At 61.1% G+C, this 16,667-nt stretch carries 19 protein-coding genes; 4 read left to right on the top strand and 15 right to left on the bottom strand.

Annotated features, from left to right (window positions below; translation table 11 throughout):
- From DPV79_RS19025 to DPV79_RS18950, 14 genes are all read right to left on the bottom strand, one after another.
- Entirely contained in the window at positions 1-321 is a 321-nt protein-coding gene (locus DPV79_RS19025; protein ID WP_113046166.1) for a VirB3 family type IV secretion system protein, read from the bottom strand.
- A 17-nt stretch (positions 322-338) separates the two neighbouring features.
- The gene (locus DPV79_RS19020; protein ID WP_244321776.1) at positions 339-632 is read right to left on the bottom strand and encodes a TrbC/VirB2 family protein; all 294 of its coding nucleotides are present in this window, start codon (positions 630-632) and stop codon (positions 339-341) included.
- Positions 633-725: 93 nt separating this feature from the next.
- A complete protein-coding gene (locus DPV79_RS19015; protein WP_113046164.1) occupies positions 726-1,403 on the bottom strand; it encodes a lytic transglycosylase domain-containing protein in 678 nt (225 codons plus the stop codon).
- Between the two features lie 357 nt (positions 1,404-1,760).
- Entirely contained in the window at positions 1,761-2,606 is an 846-nt protein-coding gene (locus tag DPV79_RS19005) for a ParA family protein (RefSeq protein ID WP_165843532.1), read from the bottom strand.
- A gap of 756 nt (positions 2,607-3,362) precedes the next feature.
- Positions 3,363-3,611, bottom strand: a complete 249-nt coding sequence (locus DPV79_RS18995; protein WP_043177505.1) for a helix-turn-helix transcriptional regulator — start codon at positions 3,609-3,611, stop codon at positions 3,363-3,365.
- Between the two features lie 254 nt (positions 3,612-3,865).
- Positions 3,866-4,324: a hypothetical protein gene (locus DPV79_RS18990; RefSeq protein WP_113046161.1), complete on the bottom strand. Its 459-nt coding sequence runs from the start codon at positions 4,322-4,324 to the stop codon at positions 3,866-3,868.
- Positions 4,325-4,477: 153 nt separating this feature from the next.
- The gene (locus DPV79_RS18985) at positions 4,478-5,515 is read right to left on the bottom strand and encodes a porin (protein WP_113046160.1); all 1,038 of its coding nucleotides are present in this window, start codon (positions 5,513-5,515) and stop codon (positions 4,478-4,480) included.
- Between the two features lie 61 nt (positions 5,516-5,576).
- Positions 5,577-6,131: an amino acid synthesis family protein gene (locus DPV79_RS18980; RefSeq protein ID WP_113046159.1), complete on the bottom strand. Its 555-nt coding sequence runs from the start codon at positions 6,129-6,131 to the stop codon at positions 5,577-5,579.
- Complete coding sequence (locus DPV79_RS18975; protein WP_113046158.1) at positions 6,128-7,540, bottom strand: amidase family protein; 1,413 nt, start codon at positions 7,538-7,540, stop codon at positions 6,128-6,130. Before DPV79_RS18975 ends, DPV79_RS18980 begins: the two co-directional genes overlap by 4 nt.
- A gap of 51 nt (positions 7,541-7,591) precedes the next feature.
- The gene (locus DPV79_RS18970; RefSeq protein WP_113046204.1) at positions 7,592-8,770 is read right to left on the bottom strand and encodes an ABC transporter substrate-binding protein; all 1,179 of its coding nucleotides are present in this window, start codon (positions 8,768-8,770) and stop codon (positions 7,592-7,594) included.
- An 8-nt stretch (positions 8,771-8,778) separates the two neighbouring features.
- Positions 8,779-9,549 carry an ABC transporter ATP-binding protein gene (locus DPV79_RS18965; protein ID WP_113046157.1) on the bottom strand — a complete coding sequence of 257 codons (771 nt, stop codon included), beginning with the start codon at positions 9,547-9,549 and terminating at the stop codon, positions 8,779-8,781.
- Positions 9,536-10,270, bottom strand: a complete 735-nt coding sequence (locus DPV79_RS18960) for an ABC transporter ATP-binding protein (RefSeq protein WP_113046156.1) — start codon at positions 10,268-10,270, stop codon at positions 9,536-9,538. The genes DPV79_RS18965 and DPV79_RS18960 overlap by 14 nt, the downstream gene beginning before the upstream one ends.
- Positions 10,270-11,343 carry a branched-chain amino acid ABC transporter permease gene (locus DPV79_RS18955; protein WP_113046155.1) on the bottom strand — a complete coding sequence of 358 codons (1,074 nt, stop codon included), beginning with the start codon at positions 11,341-11,343 and terminating at the stop codon, positions 10,270-10,272. Before DPV79_RS18955 ends, DPV79_RS18960 begins: the two co-directional genes overlap by 1 nt.
- A gap of 3 nt (positions 11,344-11,346) precedes the next feature.
- Positions 11,347-12,222, bottom strand: a complete 876-nt coding sequence (locus tag DPV79_RS18950) for a branched-chain amino acid ABC transporter permease (protein ID WP_113046154.1) — start codon at positions 12,220-12,222, stop codon at positions 11,347-11,349.
- A gap of 180 nt (positions 12,223-12,402) precedes the next feature.
- Between DPV79_RS18950 and DPV79_RS18945 the strand changes: the two genes are divergently transcribed.
- Both DPV79_RS18945 and DPV79_RS18940 read left to right on the top strand, forming a co-directional pair.
- A complete protein-coding gene (locus tag DPV79_RS18945; RefSeq protein ID WP_113046153.1) occupies positions 12,403-12,753 on the top strand; it encodes a helix-turn-helix transcriptional regulator in 351 nt (116 codons plus the stop codon).
- Positions 12,754-12,817: 64 nt separating this feature from the next.
- Positions 12,818-13,144: a helix-turn-helix transcriptional regulator gene (locus DPV79_RS18940; RefSeq protein ID WP_113046152.1), complete on the top strand. Its 327-nt coding sequence runs from the start codon at positions 12,818-12,820 to the stop codon at positions 13,142-13,144.
- An 876-nt stretch (positions 13,145-14,020) separates the two neighbouring features.
- Here DPV79_RS18940 and DPV79_RS18935 read toward each other — a convergent pair.
- The gene (locus DPV79_RS18935; protein WP_113046203.1) at positions 14,021-14,857 is read right to left on the bottom strand and encodes a FadR/GntR family transcriptional regulator; all 837 of its coding nucleotides are present in this window, start codon (positions 14,855-14,857) and stop codon (positions 14,021-14,023) included.
- Between the two features lie 230 nt (positions 14,858-15,087).
- On the opposite strand from DPV79_RS18935, the gene DPV79_RS18930 reads away from it, so the two are divergent.
- Positions 15,088-16,347 (top strand): acyl-CoA dehydrogenase family protein, encoded by a 1,260-nt coding sequence (locus DPV79_RS18930; RefSeq protein WP_113046151.1) that lies wholly within the window; start codon positions 15,088-15,090, stop codon positions 16,345-16,347.
- A gap of 32 nt (positions 16,348-16,379) precedes the next feature.
- Positions 16,380-16,658, top strand: coding sequence for an acyl carrier protein (locus DPV79_RS18925; protein ID WP_113046150.1), 279 nt, complete (start codon positions 16,380-16,382; stop codon positions 16,656-16,658).
- The last annotated feature ends 9 nt before the right edge of the window (positions 16,659-16,667 follow it).

The following is a 16,667-nucleotide window of genomic DNA, read 5'->3' as shown; positions in this document are numbered from 1 at the left end:
TCATCCCCTCCTCTTCAGGCGCACCGGAACATAGGCCTGTGCGCCCCAGAAGCGGCGATTGCGCTGACGCAACGCCATGCGAACGCGTCGCGTGTGCTGTGCAAGCCGTTGATCGTCACGGCGCGTCGTCACCCGCATCGCGACGAACACCGGAATCATCAAAAAAAGGATCGCGACACCCAGCGCAGGGCTGACCAACAGTGCCCAGATCGCGGGGATCAGCATGCAGCCGTTGACCGTCAGGAAAGGCACCAGCGGCACACCCCAGAGCATCGCGGGACGCGTACAGCCTTTGAAGACGGGATCCTTGAGCGAATACATGGTTCGGGGCCCCCGGATCAGCTCGAAGGAATCAGCATGCCGGCGATGACGGTCGCGCAACCGACGAACAGGCCGCCGATAAACACGTTCGCAATATCACCGAATCGGGCGTGCTGGAACATCATCCGAAAGCCCGCCCAGATGATCGAAATCGAACAGATCACACCCCCGACACCCAACAGCGTCGTCTGGATCGTATTTAGCAGCGTGTTGACCTGCGAGAGTTGCGCCCGGGCCGGAGCCGTTAACATCAGCGACGAAACGGCCAGAGCGAATGCCCGCAGCGCCCTTCGATCGCATAGCAATCGCATAGTCATTCTGACGAATCTCCGCGATTTATACAGCAATCCTAAGCACATGTTCGACTCCTTCGGTATGTCGCTATCTATTTCGTCGACGGCGAGTTAGAACACCACTGCGCTGCTGTCCGGTTTGAGACGCTCCTCGGTAACTGGCGCAGTGGTGTTCACCTCATCCCGATCTCGCCGCAACGGCTGCCCACCCGCAGGCCCGGAGCGAGGGACACGCGTTGGCGCTGCAGAATTAATCGGTATGACGGGAATAGATGTGATTGCAGGCACGGAACGCTCCGGGAAGGCCTGCGCCGCTGCGCTCTCCACGACACGCTGGACGTAACCCGTCTGATAGCCGGTCGAGAAATTTCCGCTCGCATAGCAGGACAGGCTCGCGCGTAGCGCAGCCTGTATATCAGCGTGATAATCAGCCCCTGCGTGGAACTTTCCGGTCGTCACCGCCGCGGCAAAACAGCGGTGGAGAATGGCAGCACCTGCTGCCAAGTTTCGACAAGGCTCGAATGTGTTCTCGGCGGTCAATCCATAGGCCGGCCAGTTCGCTCGATTCACCTGCGCCAGCCCGACACTGAAATTCCAGCCGCCTGCCTCCAGCGCGCGTACCGTCGCGACCGCTTCGGCCACATTCAATGGCTGTCGTCGCAGCCGCCCGTGAACGACACCGATTGCGTAGGGATTGAATCCTGATTCGGTGCGCACGATCGCCGCCATCGTGGCCGGGGCTATCTGCGGCGCGCAATCGTGCATGAGCGACAAGAAATCGAGCGGCATTATCGATTCCCCTCTCCATAGAGAGCGACCTGCTGCAGGCGATACACTGCCAGCGGCGCGGGATAATGGGCGGAAACTGCATTGTTGCTTGCCGTTCCGTTCAGCGTGCCAGCAGTAGCAAGATCACAGGTTGGAAAAGGATCGCCGTCTCGCAGTGAGGCCCATAGCCTTTCAATTGGCGGCACGCATTCTGCGTACTGTTCCGGGCCGCCTGGATTAGACAGGCACAACCTCACCTGACAACCCCAATCGTCCGCCCGCGTCACATCGGGCCACCCCACCGACATGCCAAGTACGACCATGAGCGACGCCACATTGCGCCAGGCGCTTCGTCGTACGTCCGGAATCAACATGGAATTACGCATGGCAGGCCTCGGTCGATTCCGACTGTGATGCCGGTTCCCTCGCTGAATCGAGTCGCCGAGCGAGCACATCGAAACACGCGCGCATGGCCTGCCATTCTTGATCGGTTGCCAAATCGGCCTGAACGAGATTCATGATCGAGATCCCATTCGCCTGGGCCTGCGAAATGGTGCTGAGCCGCGGTAGAAATAGATGGCCCCGCGAACTCTGATCGTGAGGAACCAACCAGGCTTCGATGTACGCCGAGAATCGCTTGAACCGAGTCTGCTGCCGCAGCCCTATCTCGACGCAGTTGGGCACGATGCCGATAAAGCATAACGACGGATTGAGCCGGGCTCGAACACTGCGCACGCCATTGCTGCCATTGACGAATTCAACCACCTGCTCAAGCGTGTCAAGCGACAACAGAACGGGGCTGAGCACCGCATCCACGAGCGCCGCTGCACAAATGGCTCGCGTATCAGGCCACGGCGGACTATCGATCAGACAGACGTCAAACAACGGAGCGACCTGAGACAGTACGTGCCGCAAGTTGGCGTAGCAGCGCGCGCCGACCGGATCGTCTCGATACTCGATGCCTGCAATGGCGTCCGCACCAAGCACGCCAATGCACGGGCCGGCCGTATCCGGCAGCCTGTCAGACCGAACATTGAGCCCCCCGCACTTCATCGATCGTGCGCTGGCACCACGTGTAAGCGAAATGGCACTGCATGCCGGCTCGGCCAGATCAAGCACCAAAACCCGCAATCCGCGCACAAGACGAAGATAGTGTGCGAACTGGCACACCACCGTCGTTCTACCTGTTCCACCATGGGCCGAAGCCACCAGAAGCGATTTCATGGTCGTCATTCCTCGAATGGGGCTCCGAGCATCGACGTCCCTTCATGGAAATGAGAGAGCCTGCGGCGTGTGGAAAGGTCGCGACGTGTTCAACTGGCATTGTCGATTCCGCGCCAGAAAACAAAAAAGCCTGCAATTGCAGGCTTTCCCACGAATGTTACGGCACGCTACTCCATCACAAAGATGTCGATGCTGCGGGCCGCTAACGCGTACTCGGTCGTGCGATGCACGTTGACCGGATCAGATTGTTGGCTTCACTGTAGGTCAGCCGCCACGCCGATTCAAGAGCCGGCGTACGTCCAAGCGATGACACGATATCCCTATCGTTCCGTGAAGCTCCTCGCCGCTCCTATATTTATTTCGCGTTCTGGATGACCGCGATCTTGTCCACGGCGCACCATCGCGAAGCGAGTGCGACCGATGCTGCGCGAGCGCCCATGCTATGGAAATCACCTCAGATGTATCCCGTGAACGTCACCGTCACTTCTTTCCTGTTGCAAGGCCCGGGCAAGCGCCGACCGTGCCGCTTGGAGTTCCAGATCGAAGTGTTGACGCGAATGGCGGGCAATCTTCAGGCGGCGACATACGACTTCGCGACTCGCATGCCAGAGATAGACCATCCGCAGTAGCTCCTGATTCCGTGGCGACAGTGTTCTCCATGCTCGGGTCACATACTCGGCGTCAACGGGATCATAAGCGCCACGATTCGACTGTCCCCAGTTGCGAAGACGCTCATCGAGTGACGGCGGCGGTTTATCATTGTTCACCGCCGCCACCTTGCTCTTCAGGTTCGCGCGCCTGCGAAGCGCGATATCGCGCAGGATCTGCCAGGAACTGTTCGATATCCGCCGCTCGCCACCCTACCATTCGCCCGCCAAGCGCTATGGCGCGGGGAAACGTTCCGTCTTGCATGCGCTTGTAGATCGTCGACCTCGATAAACCGGTACACTGCTCGACCTGTCGTCGGCGCAAGATTGTCCGAGCTCCATCATCATTCCAAGACATGATTCGCCCTCCATATCCGGCACGAACGTGGCCGGAACTGAAAGGCATTCAAGCAGCGAAGATGACGATGGACCAAACCCGTCTTATCGACGGGACATCCCGTCGGTTCGGCGCGGAATCTCGACGGAAACCGCGGTTGGCATGACGGAGGCCCGCCGAAGGCGCAGTGCAGGGTCGCCGCGGCGGAAGACATCGCAACTTCCCTATAGGCAGGAAGGGCGGTCTCCGAGTGCTTTACGCGAGGCTTGTCGGTCTCACGGCGCCACGCTCGGCGTCGCGATGGGTGACGCGAGCTGTCCCGTTATCAATCGCTGGAGCTTTTGCCAGGCAGCGTAGTACCTGTGCATCGGCACGGCCGCCAACTGTTCGTCATGGACAACCAAGATCTGCTCGATCGTGGACTGCTCTCGATCGAGCAACAGCCAAGCCTCACCCTGCTCCGCACGTGCAATGCATGCATCCAACGCGGCCTCGGCTTGGCGGTAAGCACTCAAATCCGCACCCGCCCCGGTCTCACTGCGCATATAGAACGCGAGATAGACGACCCGTAGCAAACAACTGATTTGCTCTTCTCCCCCATGACCGGCCCGCACAGCGGCCAGCGCCATATGATTTTCGAGGGACAGCGCACGGACCCTCGCGGTCGGCAATGGCAAGAGGTCGCCTTTCGTCAGCGGCTTGCGACCCGGGCGTCGGACTTTCGGCAAAACCATGAGCCAAGAAGTGTTCGTGATGATGTTGGGACATGATACCGCGAGCCTCACATCAAGCCGAACGCAAGCTGTCGTCTCGAACTCGAGTGAGCGCCGGGCTGAAGGCCGGATACCCGGGTCCGGCCGTGCTCTACCGTCGCGGTTTCGTGCTGCTCAGAATCTGACCCGCATACCGGCGCCCACGCTATTGCCGGTCGACACACCCGTGATCGTGTCATAACGCCAAGCTGCATACACATCGGTCCGCTTCGACAGCGGGTAGTCGTAACCCAACGCGAATGTCGACCAACGGATATGATCGCCTACCGACGGTCGCCGCCGCGTTCCCGCCCACGACATCAGTACGCTTCCTAACCCTATTCGAACACTTGCGCCGAGTTGCACCGTGTCGTCCGTGACGTGATTGTTATTGTCCACGCGTTCGTACTGTGCGAACAGCTTAACCGCACGCAACCGATACGCGCCACCGGCCATCCAGGCGGTCTGCGCAGTGGCACCGTTAAGAAACAGCGATGCCGTGTGCAGACTCTGCACGGCGGCCGTCGCGGAAAACGGGCCGGCGAAGTACAACACGTTCGCGCTATAGTTGGCCTGTCCTGCATGGCCGGCAACGCCGGCGTTACTGTAAAGCAGGCTCCCCGACAGACCACCCACCTCGGGCGTCTGATAAAGGAGCGAATTGTCGATCGCCGTATCACTCTGGAGTGACGCAGCACCCATGGCCGAGCCAAGGAAACTGTGCACGACGATCGGCGAGAAGACGAACGAATTTCCGAACGGATTGAATAGCAGCGTCGACACGAACAGCGGCGCGGTATTGCGCCCCAGCGTCAACTCTCCGAAATGGCCGCTCAGACCAACGAAGGCATTTCTCCCGAAAAATGACTGTTCGGGAAACGAGCCGGCCTGACCGCTGTTGATGCGATAAAAGCTCTCGAGCGTGAAGACGGCCTTCATGCCGCCGCCCAGATCCTCCTTACCAGACATCCCCCAATACGAAGTCGTCATCCCGCCAGAACCGACTTGCCACGCGTTGCCGGCTGCACCGGCAGGATGCACTTCGCCAACGAATGCGTCCGCCAGCCCATAGAGCGAGACCGATGATTGTGCATGCGCGATCCCAGCACAAGTGCACACGCCCAGCACCACAGCCAACTTACCCGCGCTTCCCCGAAATCTTCTTATCCGCATGATGTCTCCTTTCTCTTTGTGATTGTTTATTCGTGTCATGCCGTGTTGGCATCGACACTGTTCAGTCCGGTCGCACGCGCGCGAGCGGTCTACCGCTGTCGGCCAGCGCGATCGCCACCACGATCTCGTTCGGCGCTGGTGCATCGGCGAGCGTCAGCGAGACCGTGTCGAAGTGGTCAAAGCTCCACATGTCGGTGCTGCCGTGCAGTGGAACGTCGATACACGTCCCTGGCGCGCCGCGCTTGGTCACTGACGGAATCAACGATGTGGCGCCAGGCAAGCTCTCGCGCATGGCCTTGCCCATGCGGGGATGCAAGATCGCCGCCGCACATTCGAGCGGCACCGCGCTGCCCACAAGCGCGGCCTTGCCGTAGGCCTGAATTGCCGACGGCGGGACATCCAGCGCCCATCGCGCACGGCCTGTGAGCAATGTGCCAAGCTCAGCGCCCAGTTCATAGAGCGGCTCAAGCGTCGCGAGTGGCCCATCCGCTCGCCAGCCGTCGAGCCGCAGGACCGCCGCCACCACGACTTGTCGATGCGGCGGGTCAACCGTTACGTGTAGTTCTGCACGTCGCTCGACCAGATGAACCAGGATCTTGGTGATAGGCGGACTCACGCACGCACCTCCGTGTCCTTGATCCGATCCCGGATCGCATCTGGCGGAGTCGGAAACGGACCGCGGGCGCACTCGTACGCGCGTGCCGCACGCAGCACCAGCGCATCGCCGCCCGACGGCCCGATGATCTGCAGGCCCGTCGGTAACCCGCCAGGCAAACCACACGGCACGCTCGCTGCCGGCAGCCCCGTCTGGTTGCACCACGACGTCAACGGCGGCGCCATGCGGGAGTGCTCGGGCCGTCCTTCCGCGAGCGGCGGGGCACAATGGAACGTCGGCGTGAGCAGCAGGTCGTAGTCTTCAAAGAACGCATCCATCGCGACCGTGAGCGCGTGACGCGCCTGAAGTGCATCGACGAAGGTTGAAGTGAGGACGCTGACGCCCGCCTCGGCCAGTGCAGACACATCCGGATCGAGTTGCGGCCGCGCGGATGGAGGAAGCTGCCGGGCCCGTTGTGCAAAGAATACGGCCCACTGGATCGCGTGCATGCGACTGTCCAGATAGCCGTCCAGCGGCTTCACGTTCGTTTCCTCGATCTGTGCCCCGAGTGCCTCGAACATGCCCACCGCCTGACGGACGCTCACGGCGATGTCAGGCTCAACCGGTACGCCCGCAGGCGCCGGGCAATAGGCAATGCGCAACCCGGCGATGCCATCATCCAGACCGATGCGCAGATCGGAGCAAGCAGAAGCAAGACTTCGCGCATCACTCGGGCGAGCCATCACGGTCAGCATGAGTGCCGCGTCGCTTACGCAGCGCGCGATCGGACCAAGCGTCGACAGGTGAGTCCAACTCACCGCCGCGCCAGCTGGCACCCGGTTGAACGACGGTTTCATTCCGACCACCCCGCTCCAGCATGCCGGAACGCGGATCGACCCGCCGCCATCGGTGGCCAGCGACAACGGTCCCATGCCAAGCGCAACCGCTACGGCAGATCCGCCGCTGCTCCCGCCGGACGTGAGACGCGGGTCCCACGGGTTACGGGTAATGCCCGTGAGCAGGCTGTCCGTGACGATCTTGTTGCCAAACTCGGAGGTCGTGGTCTTGCCGAACAGCAACGCGCCGGCCTGTCGCAGTCGCGCGACGGCGGGTGCGTCATCGGCCTCCGGCGCACTGGGTGACGTGAGCGACCCGTATCGAGTAGGAAGGCCGCGCACGGCGACGAGGTCCTTGACCGAGACCGGTACGCCATCCAGTAATCCACAGGCCTCCCCGCGCATCCAGCGTCGCTCCGACTCGCGAGCGGCGGCCAGTGCGCTTTCCTCGTCGAGGCTGCACACGCCGTTGACAAGGGGATTGACGAGCGCGACCCGGTCCAGCACCGCGCAAATAACCTCGACGGGCGAGAATGTACGGCGCCGGTAGCCAACCATTAGCTGCGCGGCGTTCATTCCGAGTACGTCGTTCATATGTATTCCTTAATAAATTGGGGAAATTCGGACGTTTTTGATTACCTCATGCTATCCCTTGCACTGCGGTGGAATCGGTCCGGCCGAGTCCAACACTGCGAAACTGTTGTCCGCCAGTGCCCGTCCGATGCGGGTTTGGCACAACACATGGTCGCCGTCCTGGCTCACGCCCGTCTTGCCACGCGGCAGATTCAACGAAACACCCGGCAGCGCCGCTTTCACGCGCGCAACGTCGACGCTGCCAGCCACCTTGATGGCCGCTGCAAACAGGCGAAGTCCGGCATACGTGCACTCGCCGTGCGGTAGCACCACGGCCAACTGCCCTAATCGAGGGTCGTGAGGCCCAGCTTCATGCGCTGTGTAGCGCGCGAGAAAATCACGGTTCTCAGGGTTCTCGAGACTCATGAAGTACGAGGACACGCCTATGATGTCGGTCGATGCCCCGGCGGTCGCGATCGACAGCGACTCGTGCGCGATGTCGGTCACGAGTTGCGGCTTCATGCCGAACGAGCGGTATTGCTTGACGAACGTCACCGGATCGTCGCCGATGCTATGCCAGACGATCTGCGGGTGCTCGTTGGCGATCTGCTGCAGGACCGCCCCGTAATCGCGCGTACCGAACGGCAGCCAGTACACGTTGAGAAACTGTCCGCCGTGGCGCTTGACCGCCGCCTGCAGTGCGGGCACGAGCACCTTGCGGTTGCTGCCGATGTCCGAGACCACCACGCACACCGAGCGGCCGCCCTCGCGCATCAGCCAGCCGATCAGTGGGTCGACGCGCTGGTTGACAGTCAGGCCCGTAGTGAACAGATTCGGATCGCAGCGCCCCTCGTCGAAGTTCGGGTAGATCACGAGCCGCCCAGCGGACTTGGCTGCCTGCAGCGCGGCTTCGCGCTCGGACGGTAGCACCATGCCGGTCAAGACCGCGACCTCATCGCGCATCAACAGTTGCCGGGCCTTCTGCAGCGTCACGGCGGTGGACATCTGGGTATCTTCGACGCTCAGTTGCAACGGGCGTCCCAGCAATCCACCGGCGGCGTTGATTTCGTCGACCGCCAACTGCGCGCAGTTGCGGTTGGTCTCGCCCACGCGGGTGAGCGGACCGCTCAGCGGTGCAAGCAAGCCAATCTTGAGCGGCGTGGTGGCCCGTACCAACGATGGCATAGCGGAACTGGTGAGAGCGCCGACGGCACTGAATAAGGCGGTTCGGGTAAAGGCACGGCGGTTCATCATGGTCTTCATTGGATGGAGTTCAGGTTGGAATGCGTCGAATGTGGTGAAGAGATTGAAGGCGTGTCAGCCTCGGCGGCCGGCGACAGGTATTGCGCCAACGGATGAGCCCCGGCGGCACCGCCTCGCGGCTCGATGCGGCCGGCATGGGCGAGTCGTCCGTTCTTGAGTACGATGCAGCGCTGCGCACTGCGCAGCACGAGATCGAGGTTCTGCTCGACCAGGAGCACGGTGAGCTGCGATCGGCGGCACAACGTTGGGATGACCTCGCCGATCAGTTCGACCAGATTCGGCTGCACGCCATCGGACGGTTCGTCCAGCAACAGCAATTTCGGCCGACCGCACAGCGCGCGGGCAATCGCGAGCACCTGTTGCTCACCGCCGGAGAGCGTACCGCCGGGCTGCGAGAGTCGGGACTTGAGAATAGGGAAATACTCGAATACCTCGTCAAGAATCGCCCCACCACCCGCAGCCTGCGTGCCCATCACGAGATTCTCGCGCACGGTCAGCTTGGGGAAAATCCAGCGTCCCTGAGGAACCAGTCCGATGCCGCGTCGGGCGATCGCATGGGTGCGCAAGCCGGTGATGGATTGCCCCTGAAACCGCACGTCGCCTGTCACGCGCGGCAGCAAACCCATGATCGCTTTGACGAGCGTCGTCTTGCCCGCGCCATTACAGCCGAGCACGCCAACAACTTCGTTTGGCCGGACGTCGAGGTCGACTTGATGCAGCACCGCGACGTCACCATATCCGGCGGACAGGTTCTCAATGTGTAGCATGGCCCGCTCCCTGACCTAGATAGATGCGCCGGATTTCCTCATCGCGCGCGATGTCGGCATACGAGCCTCGTCGAACGATCTGGCCGCGGTGCATGACCCATGTCTCGCACTGCAGCGCCTCGACAAAGCTCAGGTCGTGCTCGATCGCGAGCACCGCGCAGCGCTCGCGCAAACGGTGAATCAGGCGCACGAGCCGCTGCGCATCGGCGGCCGACAGGCCTGCGGCCGGCTCATCGAGCAAGAGCAACGCCGGTTGGCACATCATGGCCATACCGATCTCCAGCCACTGGCGTTCACCATGCGGCAGGGTCATCGCACATAAGTTGGCCTGGTCCGACAGTCCTATCTCGTCCAGAATGGCGTCCGGACTCGGCATCGGCGTGTCCCGGTACGAGGCAACACCAAGGCCCGCGACGACGAGGTTCTCGCGCACGCTCATCGAAAGAAATGTGTTCGTGCCTTGGAACTTGCGTACCACACCGCGTCGGCAGAATCGGTGCATTGGCCGACCGGTCATGCGCTCCCCGGCGAGATACAACTCTCCGGCCCCGGGCACGATCGCACCGGACAACAACCCGACCAGCGTGCTCTTGCCAGCGCCGTTCGGACCAATCACGCACAGCAGGTCGCGTGAGCCAATCGACACATCGACGTTGTCGACCGCATGAATGCCGCCGAACGCGCGCTGCAACCCTTCACCCTTTATGAGCGGCGTATCCATTACCGGCCTCCTTCCACGCGTTCGGCACGATGTAAGTGACTACGTCCCCGTCGAATTCGATCGATCCGACGTGCCCCGGCGATCAAGCCACTGATTCGTACGCCGTTGGGCAGAAACAGCACGCAGCAGAGAAACAATGCGCCGAGCAGCAGCGGCCATCCGTCAGTAGTCGCACTCGATACCGTCTGCTTGAGCAGCGTCAACCCGACGGCGGCGAGCACCGGACCACCGAGGGTTCCTTTACCGCCAATCGCCACCCATAGAATGACTTCGGTGGCCAGCACCGGCGAGAACACATCGGGCGCCACTACCCCCGAACAGGCGGCCATCAACGTTCCTGCGATAGCGGCAAGTCCGGCTGATGCGACGAACACCAGCAAAAGGTGCCCCGACGTGTGATAGCCGCAGGCCTTTGCGCGCCATTCGTTCGTCGCGATCGCGGTCAGGACTTTGCCGTACCGACTGCGGCATACGAGCCAGGTAGTGACGAGCAGCACGGCAAGCACGGCCACTACCGTGTACCAGGACCCGCGCGCTCCGCTCAAATCGAACGTGTGCCCGACCGGTGAGAAGGACAATCCCGGAATGCCCAGGAGACCAGTGTCACCGCCCGTGATCGACTGCCAGCTTGTCGCCAGTTGCTGGACGATAATCAGCACGGCCATGCTGATAATGGCGAAAAAGTGCAACCGCACACCGGCGAACAACAGGAAATAACCCAACACGGCCGCAACGACGATGGCACAGACCAATCCCACGATCACTCCAACGGCGGACGTCTGTCCATATTGCACGGTGGCGATTGCGAAACCGTACGCGCCGAGCCCGAAGAATGTCGTGTGTCCGAGCGTTAGGACACCAGCCCTGCCCCACAACAGGTCGTAGCTAAGCGCCAGCAGTCCCATGATCAGCGCATCCCGCACGGTCGAAAGCAGGTAGCTCCCCAGGCAAACCGGCAAGACCAATGCGGCCGCAACAATCGCGGCGCCGATTGCCATCGGTGAGATGTCTTCGATACCGATCGCTGGCTGAAACAGCCAGCGGCGCGTACTCGCAAGAAGTTGTCGGAGCATGATTCAACCTTTACCGTGGAGCTGATGGGCGGCGCTGAAACCGGGCAACAGGCCTTGTGGCCGAAAACGGATCAGAACGATGGACAAGATCAGCACGATCGCCGACGCGAGTGACGGATCCACGCGATAGCTGAGCAGCGTTTCGGCCGTGCCGACGAAGGCACTTCCCAGCAAACTGCCGGCGATCGAACCGATACCGCCCAATACGATCACGAAGAACGCCTTGGCCAGATAGGCGACGCCAAGATGGGACTCCACCGATATCATCGGCGCGACAAGTACGCCGGCCAGCGATGCGAGTGCGGCACCGCCGCAGAACGCCAGCCGGTTCAGCTGTCGCGTGTCGATACCGACTGCCTCTGCCATCGCCGGGTGCTGGATCACAGCACGCAGTTGAGTTCCGAAGCGCGTATAGGCGAATAGCAGCCAGCAACCGGCCGTCACCACCGCTGCAATGCCAATCACGAAGAGTCGATACGCCGGATAGCTACCTCCCGGCACAGGAATCGCCCCGTCTACGGGCGCGTACACCAACATCGGATGTGTGCCGAAAATCAGTTCGAGGGCTTTCTGGACGATCAAGCTGATCGCGTACGTCGCGAGCAATGTGTCGAGCGGACGGTCGTAGAGCAGTCGGATCACGAGGCGCTCAAGGAACCAACCGAGCGCCGCACCAACCACCGGCGCCACAAACAACGCGAGCCAGAACGCATGCGGCCCGCCCAACGATTGCGCCACTGCCAACGTGTAGGCCCCGATCGTCACCCATTCCGCGTGGGCGAGGTTCACGATGTCCATCAAACCGAAGATGATCGCGAGACCCAGCGCGACTAGCGCGAGGATGCTCACGTAGCTGAGGATGTTCAAGATTGTCGCCATCGGCAAAAGTCCGTCATGTCATGTCCGCCATGCGATCCTGTCCAACTCGAAAAGCTGCGGCCTCCTTGTTTCACCAAGCAGAGAAGTCATCGCTTCCCCGCCATCTACCTAAGGAAATCTTAGCTTTCAGGCTAAGAGATACTTAGTAAAAATCCCGCGATAACTAAAGAAACTCTTAGGATGTCTCGATCGTCATCGACATCCGCTGTTTTCCCCAAGCGCCTGAAACAGGCTCGTCTGCGCGCGCGCCTGACCCAGGAGCAACTTGGGATCGCAGCGGGAATCGACGAATTCTCCGCAAGCGCGCGTGTGAACCAATACGAAAACGGAAAGCACACGCCGAAGCTGCAGATGGGGCAACGGCTCGCCAGCGCCCTGCAGGTTCCGACCAGTTTCCTTTACGAAGAAGATGATCTTCTCGCAAGCCTTCTCGCGACTGCCGCAAGGTTGCCTCGCGAAAAGAGAAAGGCCCTCCTCAAGAACGCAGAAACGTTGACGCAGACTACCGACCTGACCTCCAAGACCAAGTAAGTTTTAGCCTCAAGACTAAGAGTTACTTAGTAAAAACTGCGTGCCTTTCCCGGACACTCCGTGAATGTCCAGCGATGCCACCTCTCCCTCCGTGTTTCCCAAGCGCCTGAAGCAGGCTCGGTTGCGCTCGGGCCTTACACAGGAACAACTCGGCATTCAGGCTGGCATCGACGAATTCTCCGCCAGCGCCCGCGTCAACCAATACGAAAAGGGCAAACATACGCCCACGCTTCAAACCAGCCAACGTCTGGCGCGCGCGATGCTCGTCCCCACCAGCTTCCTCTATGAGGACGACGACCTGCTCGCCAACCTTCTTGCCATCGCCGGTCGACTGAGCAAGGAAAAGAAAAGAGCACTCGTTGCGAGCGCAGAAGCGCTCGTGCAGGAATAACGCTCAAAGTCGCGCCTCGTCGGGCGCATGCTCGCAGCCCCCTCCGCGCCGGCACGGCACGACATACCCTCCCAAGACACTACTGTTCTCTCAAGCAAACGACGCGTCGCCGATATCGGTGACCTGCCACCTTGCACCCCGAAATACGTGCGTGTCACGAATTCCGCGTCTCTGCTCCGCGGCGCGCTTGGTGTTCCGGGTATTTATTATCATTAAATCTACGCTCGTCGCGATCGCGCGTCAACGTGTTGGTTCCAAGCGTTTACCCGACATTTCACCCACTTACATGTCTTCCGTCGCGAAAAATATGACCAACCGCACCCTCTTATGCCTATTTATTATAATTAATTTAGGTGGCCATGGGAGCGATCTGTGCGACCTGACTACGTACGACCTTGGCGCGCTATATGCGACCGGTCGCTGGAGGAATACGCGTAAGCCGACAACAGCATTTCGCCGGATGAGCTACCGGGCGTGCCGATTCGAACGAGGAGAACCGGGGACCGCTGTCAGTGCGTTCTTCGAGCGGCACGATCTCTTCAACTGCCCGGTGTATCACGACGCGCCCGCCCCCCCTTGCCGAGGTGAGTTCGAGCAACGCGTTGTTTGCGCATTTCCCGGCATGGTGAATCAGCTGGGACTGCCAGCGGCAAGCCTCTATGCCGGGATGATCGCCACGGGCCTGCCCGTCGCCGTTCAGACTGTAGACAGTCACCATGGCGACTGCATTGGTGTCGTGGGCGAGCCATATGCTCGAACGCGCGTTGTGGCGTGCCCCGTTCGCTGAGCTACCACGCTGCTCTATGCCGTTGCGGCCGGTGCAACGCCTGCCTGATGAGTTAGGAGCAGAAGTGGACTGGATCCCATCTGAACGCTTTAGCCAGCGTCAGGATCGGAACTCAGGTCCAACTCCGAATCCAGCACCAGCTTCTGCTGCAGCGCAGCGTGCACTGTGCGCAGCTGCGAATGCGCTTCGTCCATGTGCTCGGTCATGAGCTGTGCGACCGCGTCGGCATCTCGGCGTCGCGCAGCGTCCAGTATCGCGCGGTGCGCGGCAACCGTGTGCCGCCCGAATGACTGATAGTCCTGCTGCGTCACGTTCCCCGCCACGATCACGAGCGTGTGCAGCATCTGGTTGATGATCTGGCACAGGCTGCGCAGAAACGCATTCGGATGTGCAGCCGCCAGTACATCATGGAAATGGATATCCTCGTGTCGCTGGTCGAGCGCCTCGGCGTGACGTGCCTCGAACGGCTCGCAGACGGACACACTGCGCTCGAGCGCATCGAAGTCCACGTCGCTCAGATGGGGAACTGCACCGGCCGCCACCATGGGTTCCAGCGTGCGGCGCACCGCATAAATGTCTTCCAGCGTAACGCTCTCGAAAAATAAATAGTTTTGCAGCGACTGGAATGCTCGGGCCAGTGGCACACGTGTGATCGTCGCTCCGCCATCCGGGCCGGTGCTCAGGCTCACGAGCCCTTGTATCTCCAGCGCCTTGAGCGCGTCGCGCATCGAGCCTCGGCTGACGTTGAAAATCTGCTGAAGCTCGGCCTCCTTGTTCAAGCGCTTTCCTGGACGTGCCTGCCCGTCGTTAATCCAACGCTTGATCTGCTCGGCCACTTGGTCGCCGCGCTTGATAGCTCGCGAGCCTCGTTTATCCGGCTGCGCCGGCGACATCTTCTTTTCGGTTGTCGGTTTTCGCCCTGCCATATCGGTCACGTCCGTCGTTGGCCATTCGCTGCTGTATTCCGGCGCCATTATCAGGCATCCGCGCCCCACACGGCCAGATTTCCCACTCCATGCAAGCCCTCCCAACGTTGGGAGTAGCCGGGATGGGTGGCCAAGACCTACGCTGCAATCCGAACGTCATGCGCCGAGTACCCGTCACTTCCATGCGTATCGGGCACTCGATATAGGTTGCCAACAGGAGGAAATTCCTCATGTCACAGTCGGTGAAGCCGCCTCAGGTGCAATCCATGCTTGCGACAATCCGGGCCACCCTCTCGGCCGATGGGTTAGAGCTGGATCAGCTGGCTGCACGCATGCGATTGCACGGCCCCGAAGCCGACCGGACACGGCAGATTCCAGATGCAGTTTGGACACCCTCGAACGTACCTGCGCTGAACTTGAATCTCGTTCCGGCCGCGTATGGCGGTTGCACGGACGTGCAATCCCTAATGTCGCGCGCCACACTGATGGAATATCTCGGGTACGCCGACGCGGCACTCGCGCTCGCGCTGCCCGGCCCCGGCCTCGCAATGCCGCCCGTCCTCGCACTCGGCAGCGGCGAGCAACAGGCCCGCTTCTTCGAACGATTTCGCAGCGACACACCGCGTTGGGGAGCGTTTGCCATTACAGAGCCCGACTGCGGCTCGGATGCGACCGCGATGCGGACCACCGCTCGCAAGACGGCGCGCGGCTGGGTGCTGAACGGCACCAAGTGCTTCATTACCAACGGCGCCCGCGCAGACGACGTGATCACGTTCGCCACCATCAATCGGCAAGCTGGTCGTTTCGGTGTTCGAGCGTTCCACGTTGATAGCAATATCCCGGGCTTCTCCGTCGACCGCATCGAGCAAATGGTCGGTCTGCGCGCCAGTCAGCTCGCGGTTCTCTCTTACAACGACTGCGAAGTGCCTGACGACGCGCTCCTCAGACGCGGTGACGAAAAACCGCTCAACGATGCATTTTCGGGCGCACAACACGCATGGGACTACTTCCGTCCCTTACTTTCTGCGGTCATGGTCGGCGCATGTCGACGAGTACGCGACGATCTCACGGCCTACTTCGACGCAGGCGGACATCCCGTTAATCAACGCCGGCGCACTGCCGACGTGAATGAAGCTCTGCTCGACATCGATCGGCAAATCACTACAGCCCAGTTGCTCTGCCGACACGCGGCGTGGAAAACCGATCAAGGCATCGCGAATTCCATGGATTCCTCAATGGCCAAGGCGTACGCGTCACAAGTAGCCGCCCGCGTCACCCGAGCGGCGATCGATCTCGCCGCCCTTGATGGTATCGCTGCCTTTCCCTCGCTTGAGCAAAGCTATCGCGATGCAAAGGCCTTCGACATCATGGAAGGCACCGGGGATCTGCAGCGGCTCATGATTGCTCGCTCCGCGCTACGCTCGGCATCTCTTCCCTGGGAGGCCGTCTCTCCCGCGTCGCATCGCTCTATAGAAGCGCACCCATCCTGAACCCGCCCGAAATTTCGCACTGGAGATCGTTCATGGCAACCCATCCCGCTTCCCCTAGCTCCGCCAGCGTGGCCGAGACAGTAAAAACCTGCTTGCTATCGGTACTTGGCAGCACCCTGAGCACCGATCTCATCGGAGATGACACCAACCTCTTCGACGTCGGCGTGGATTCAATGAATATGACGGACTTGCTGCTGCAACTCGAACAGCGCTTCGGCTTCACGCTGGCTCCCGAGGATCTATCCGCCGATCTATTCCTGCGCTTCGGCAATCTCGTCTCGTTCGTCGAATCCCATGCGTCCTTCGAGTAGCTTCACGGG

Origin of the sequence: Burkholderia reimsis, from assembly GCF_003294055.1 — a bacterium.
Taxonomy (GTDB): domain Bacteria; phylum Pseudomonadota; class Gammaproteobacteria; order Burkholderiales; family Burkholderiaceae; genus Burkholderia; species Burkholderia cepacia.
The sequence above is the reverse complement of the archived record's forward strand: the minus strand, read 5'-3'. Positions and strand labels throughout refer to the sequence as shown.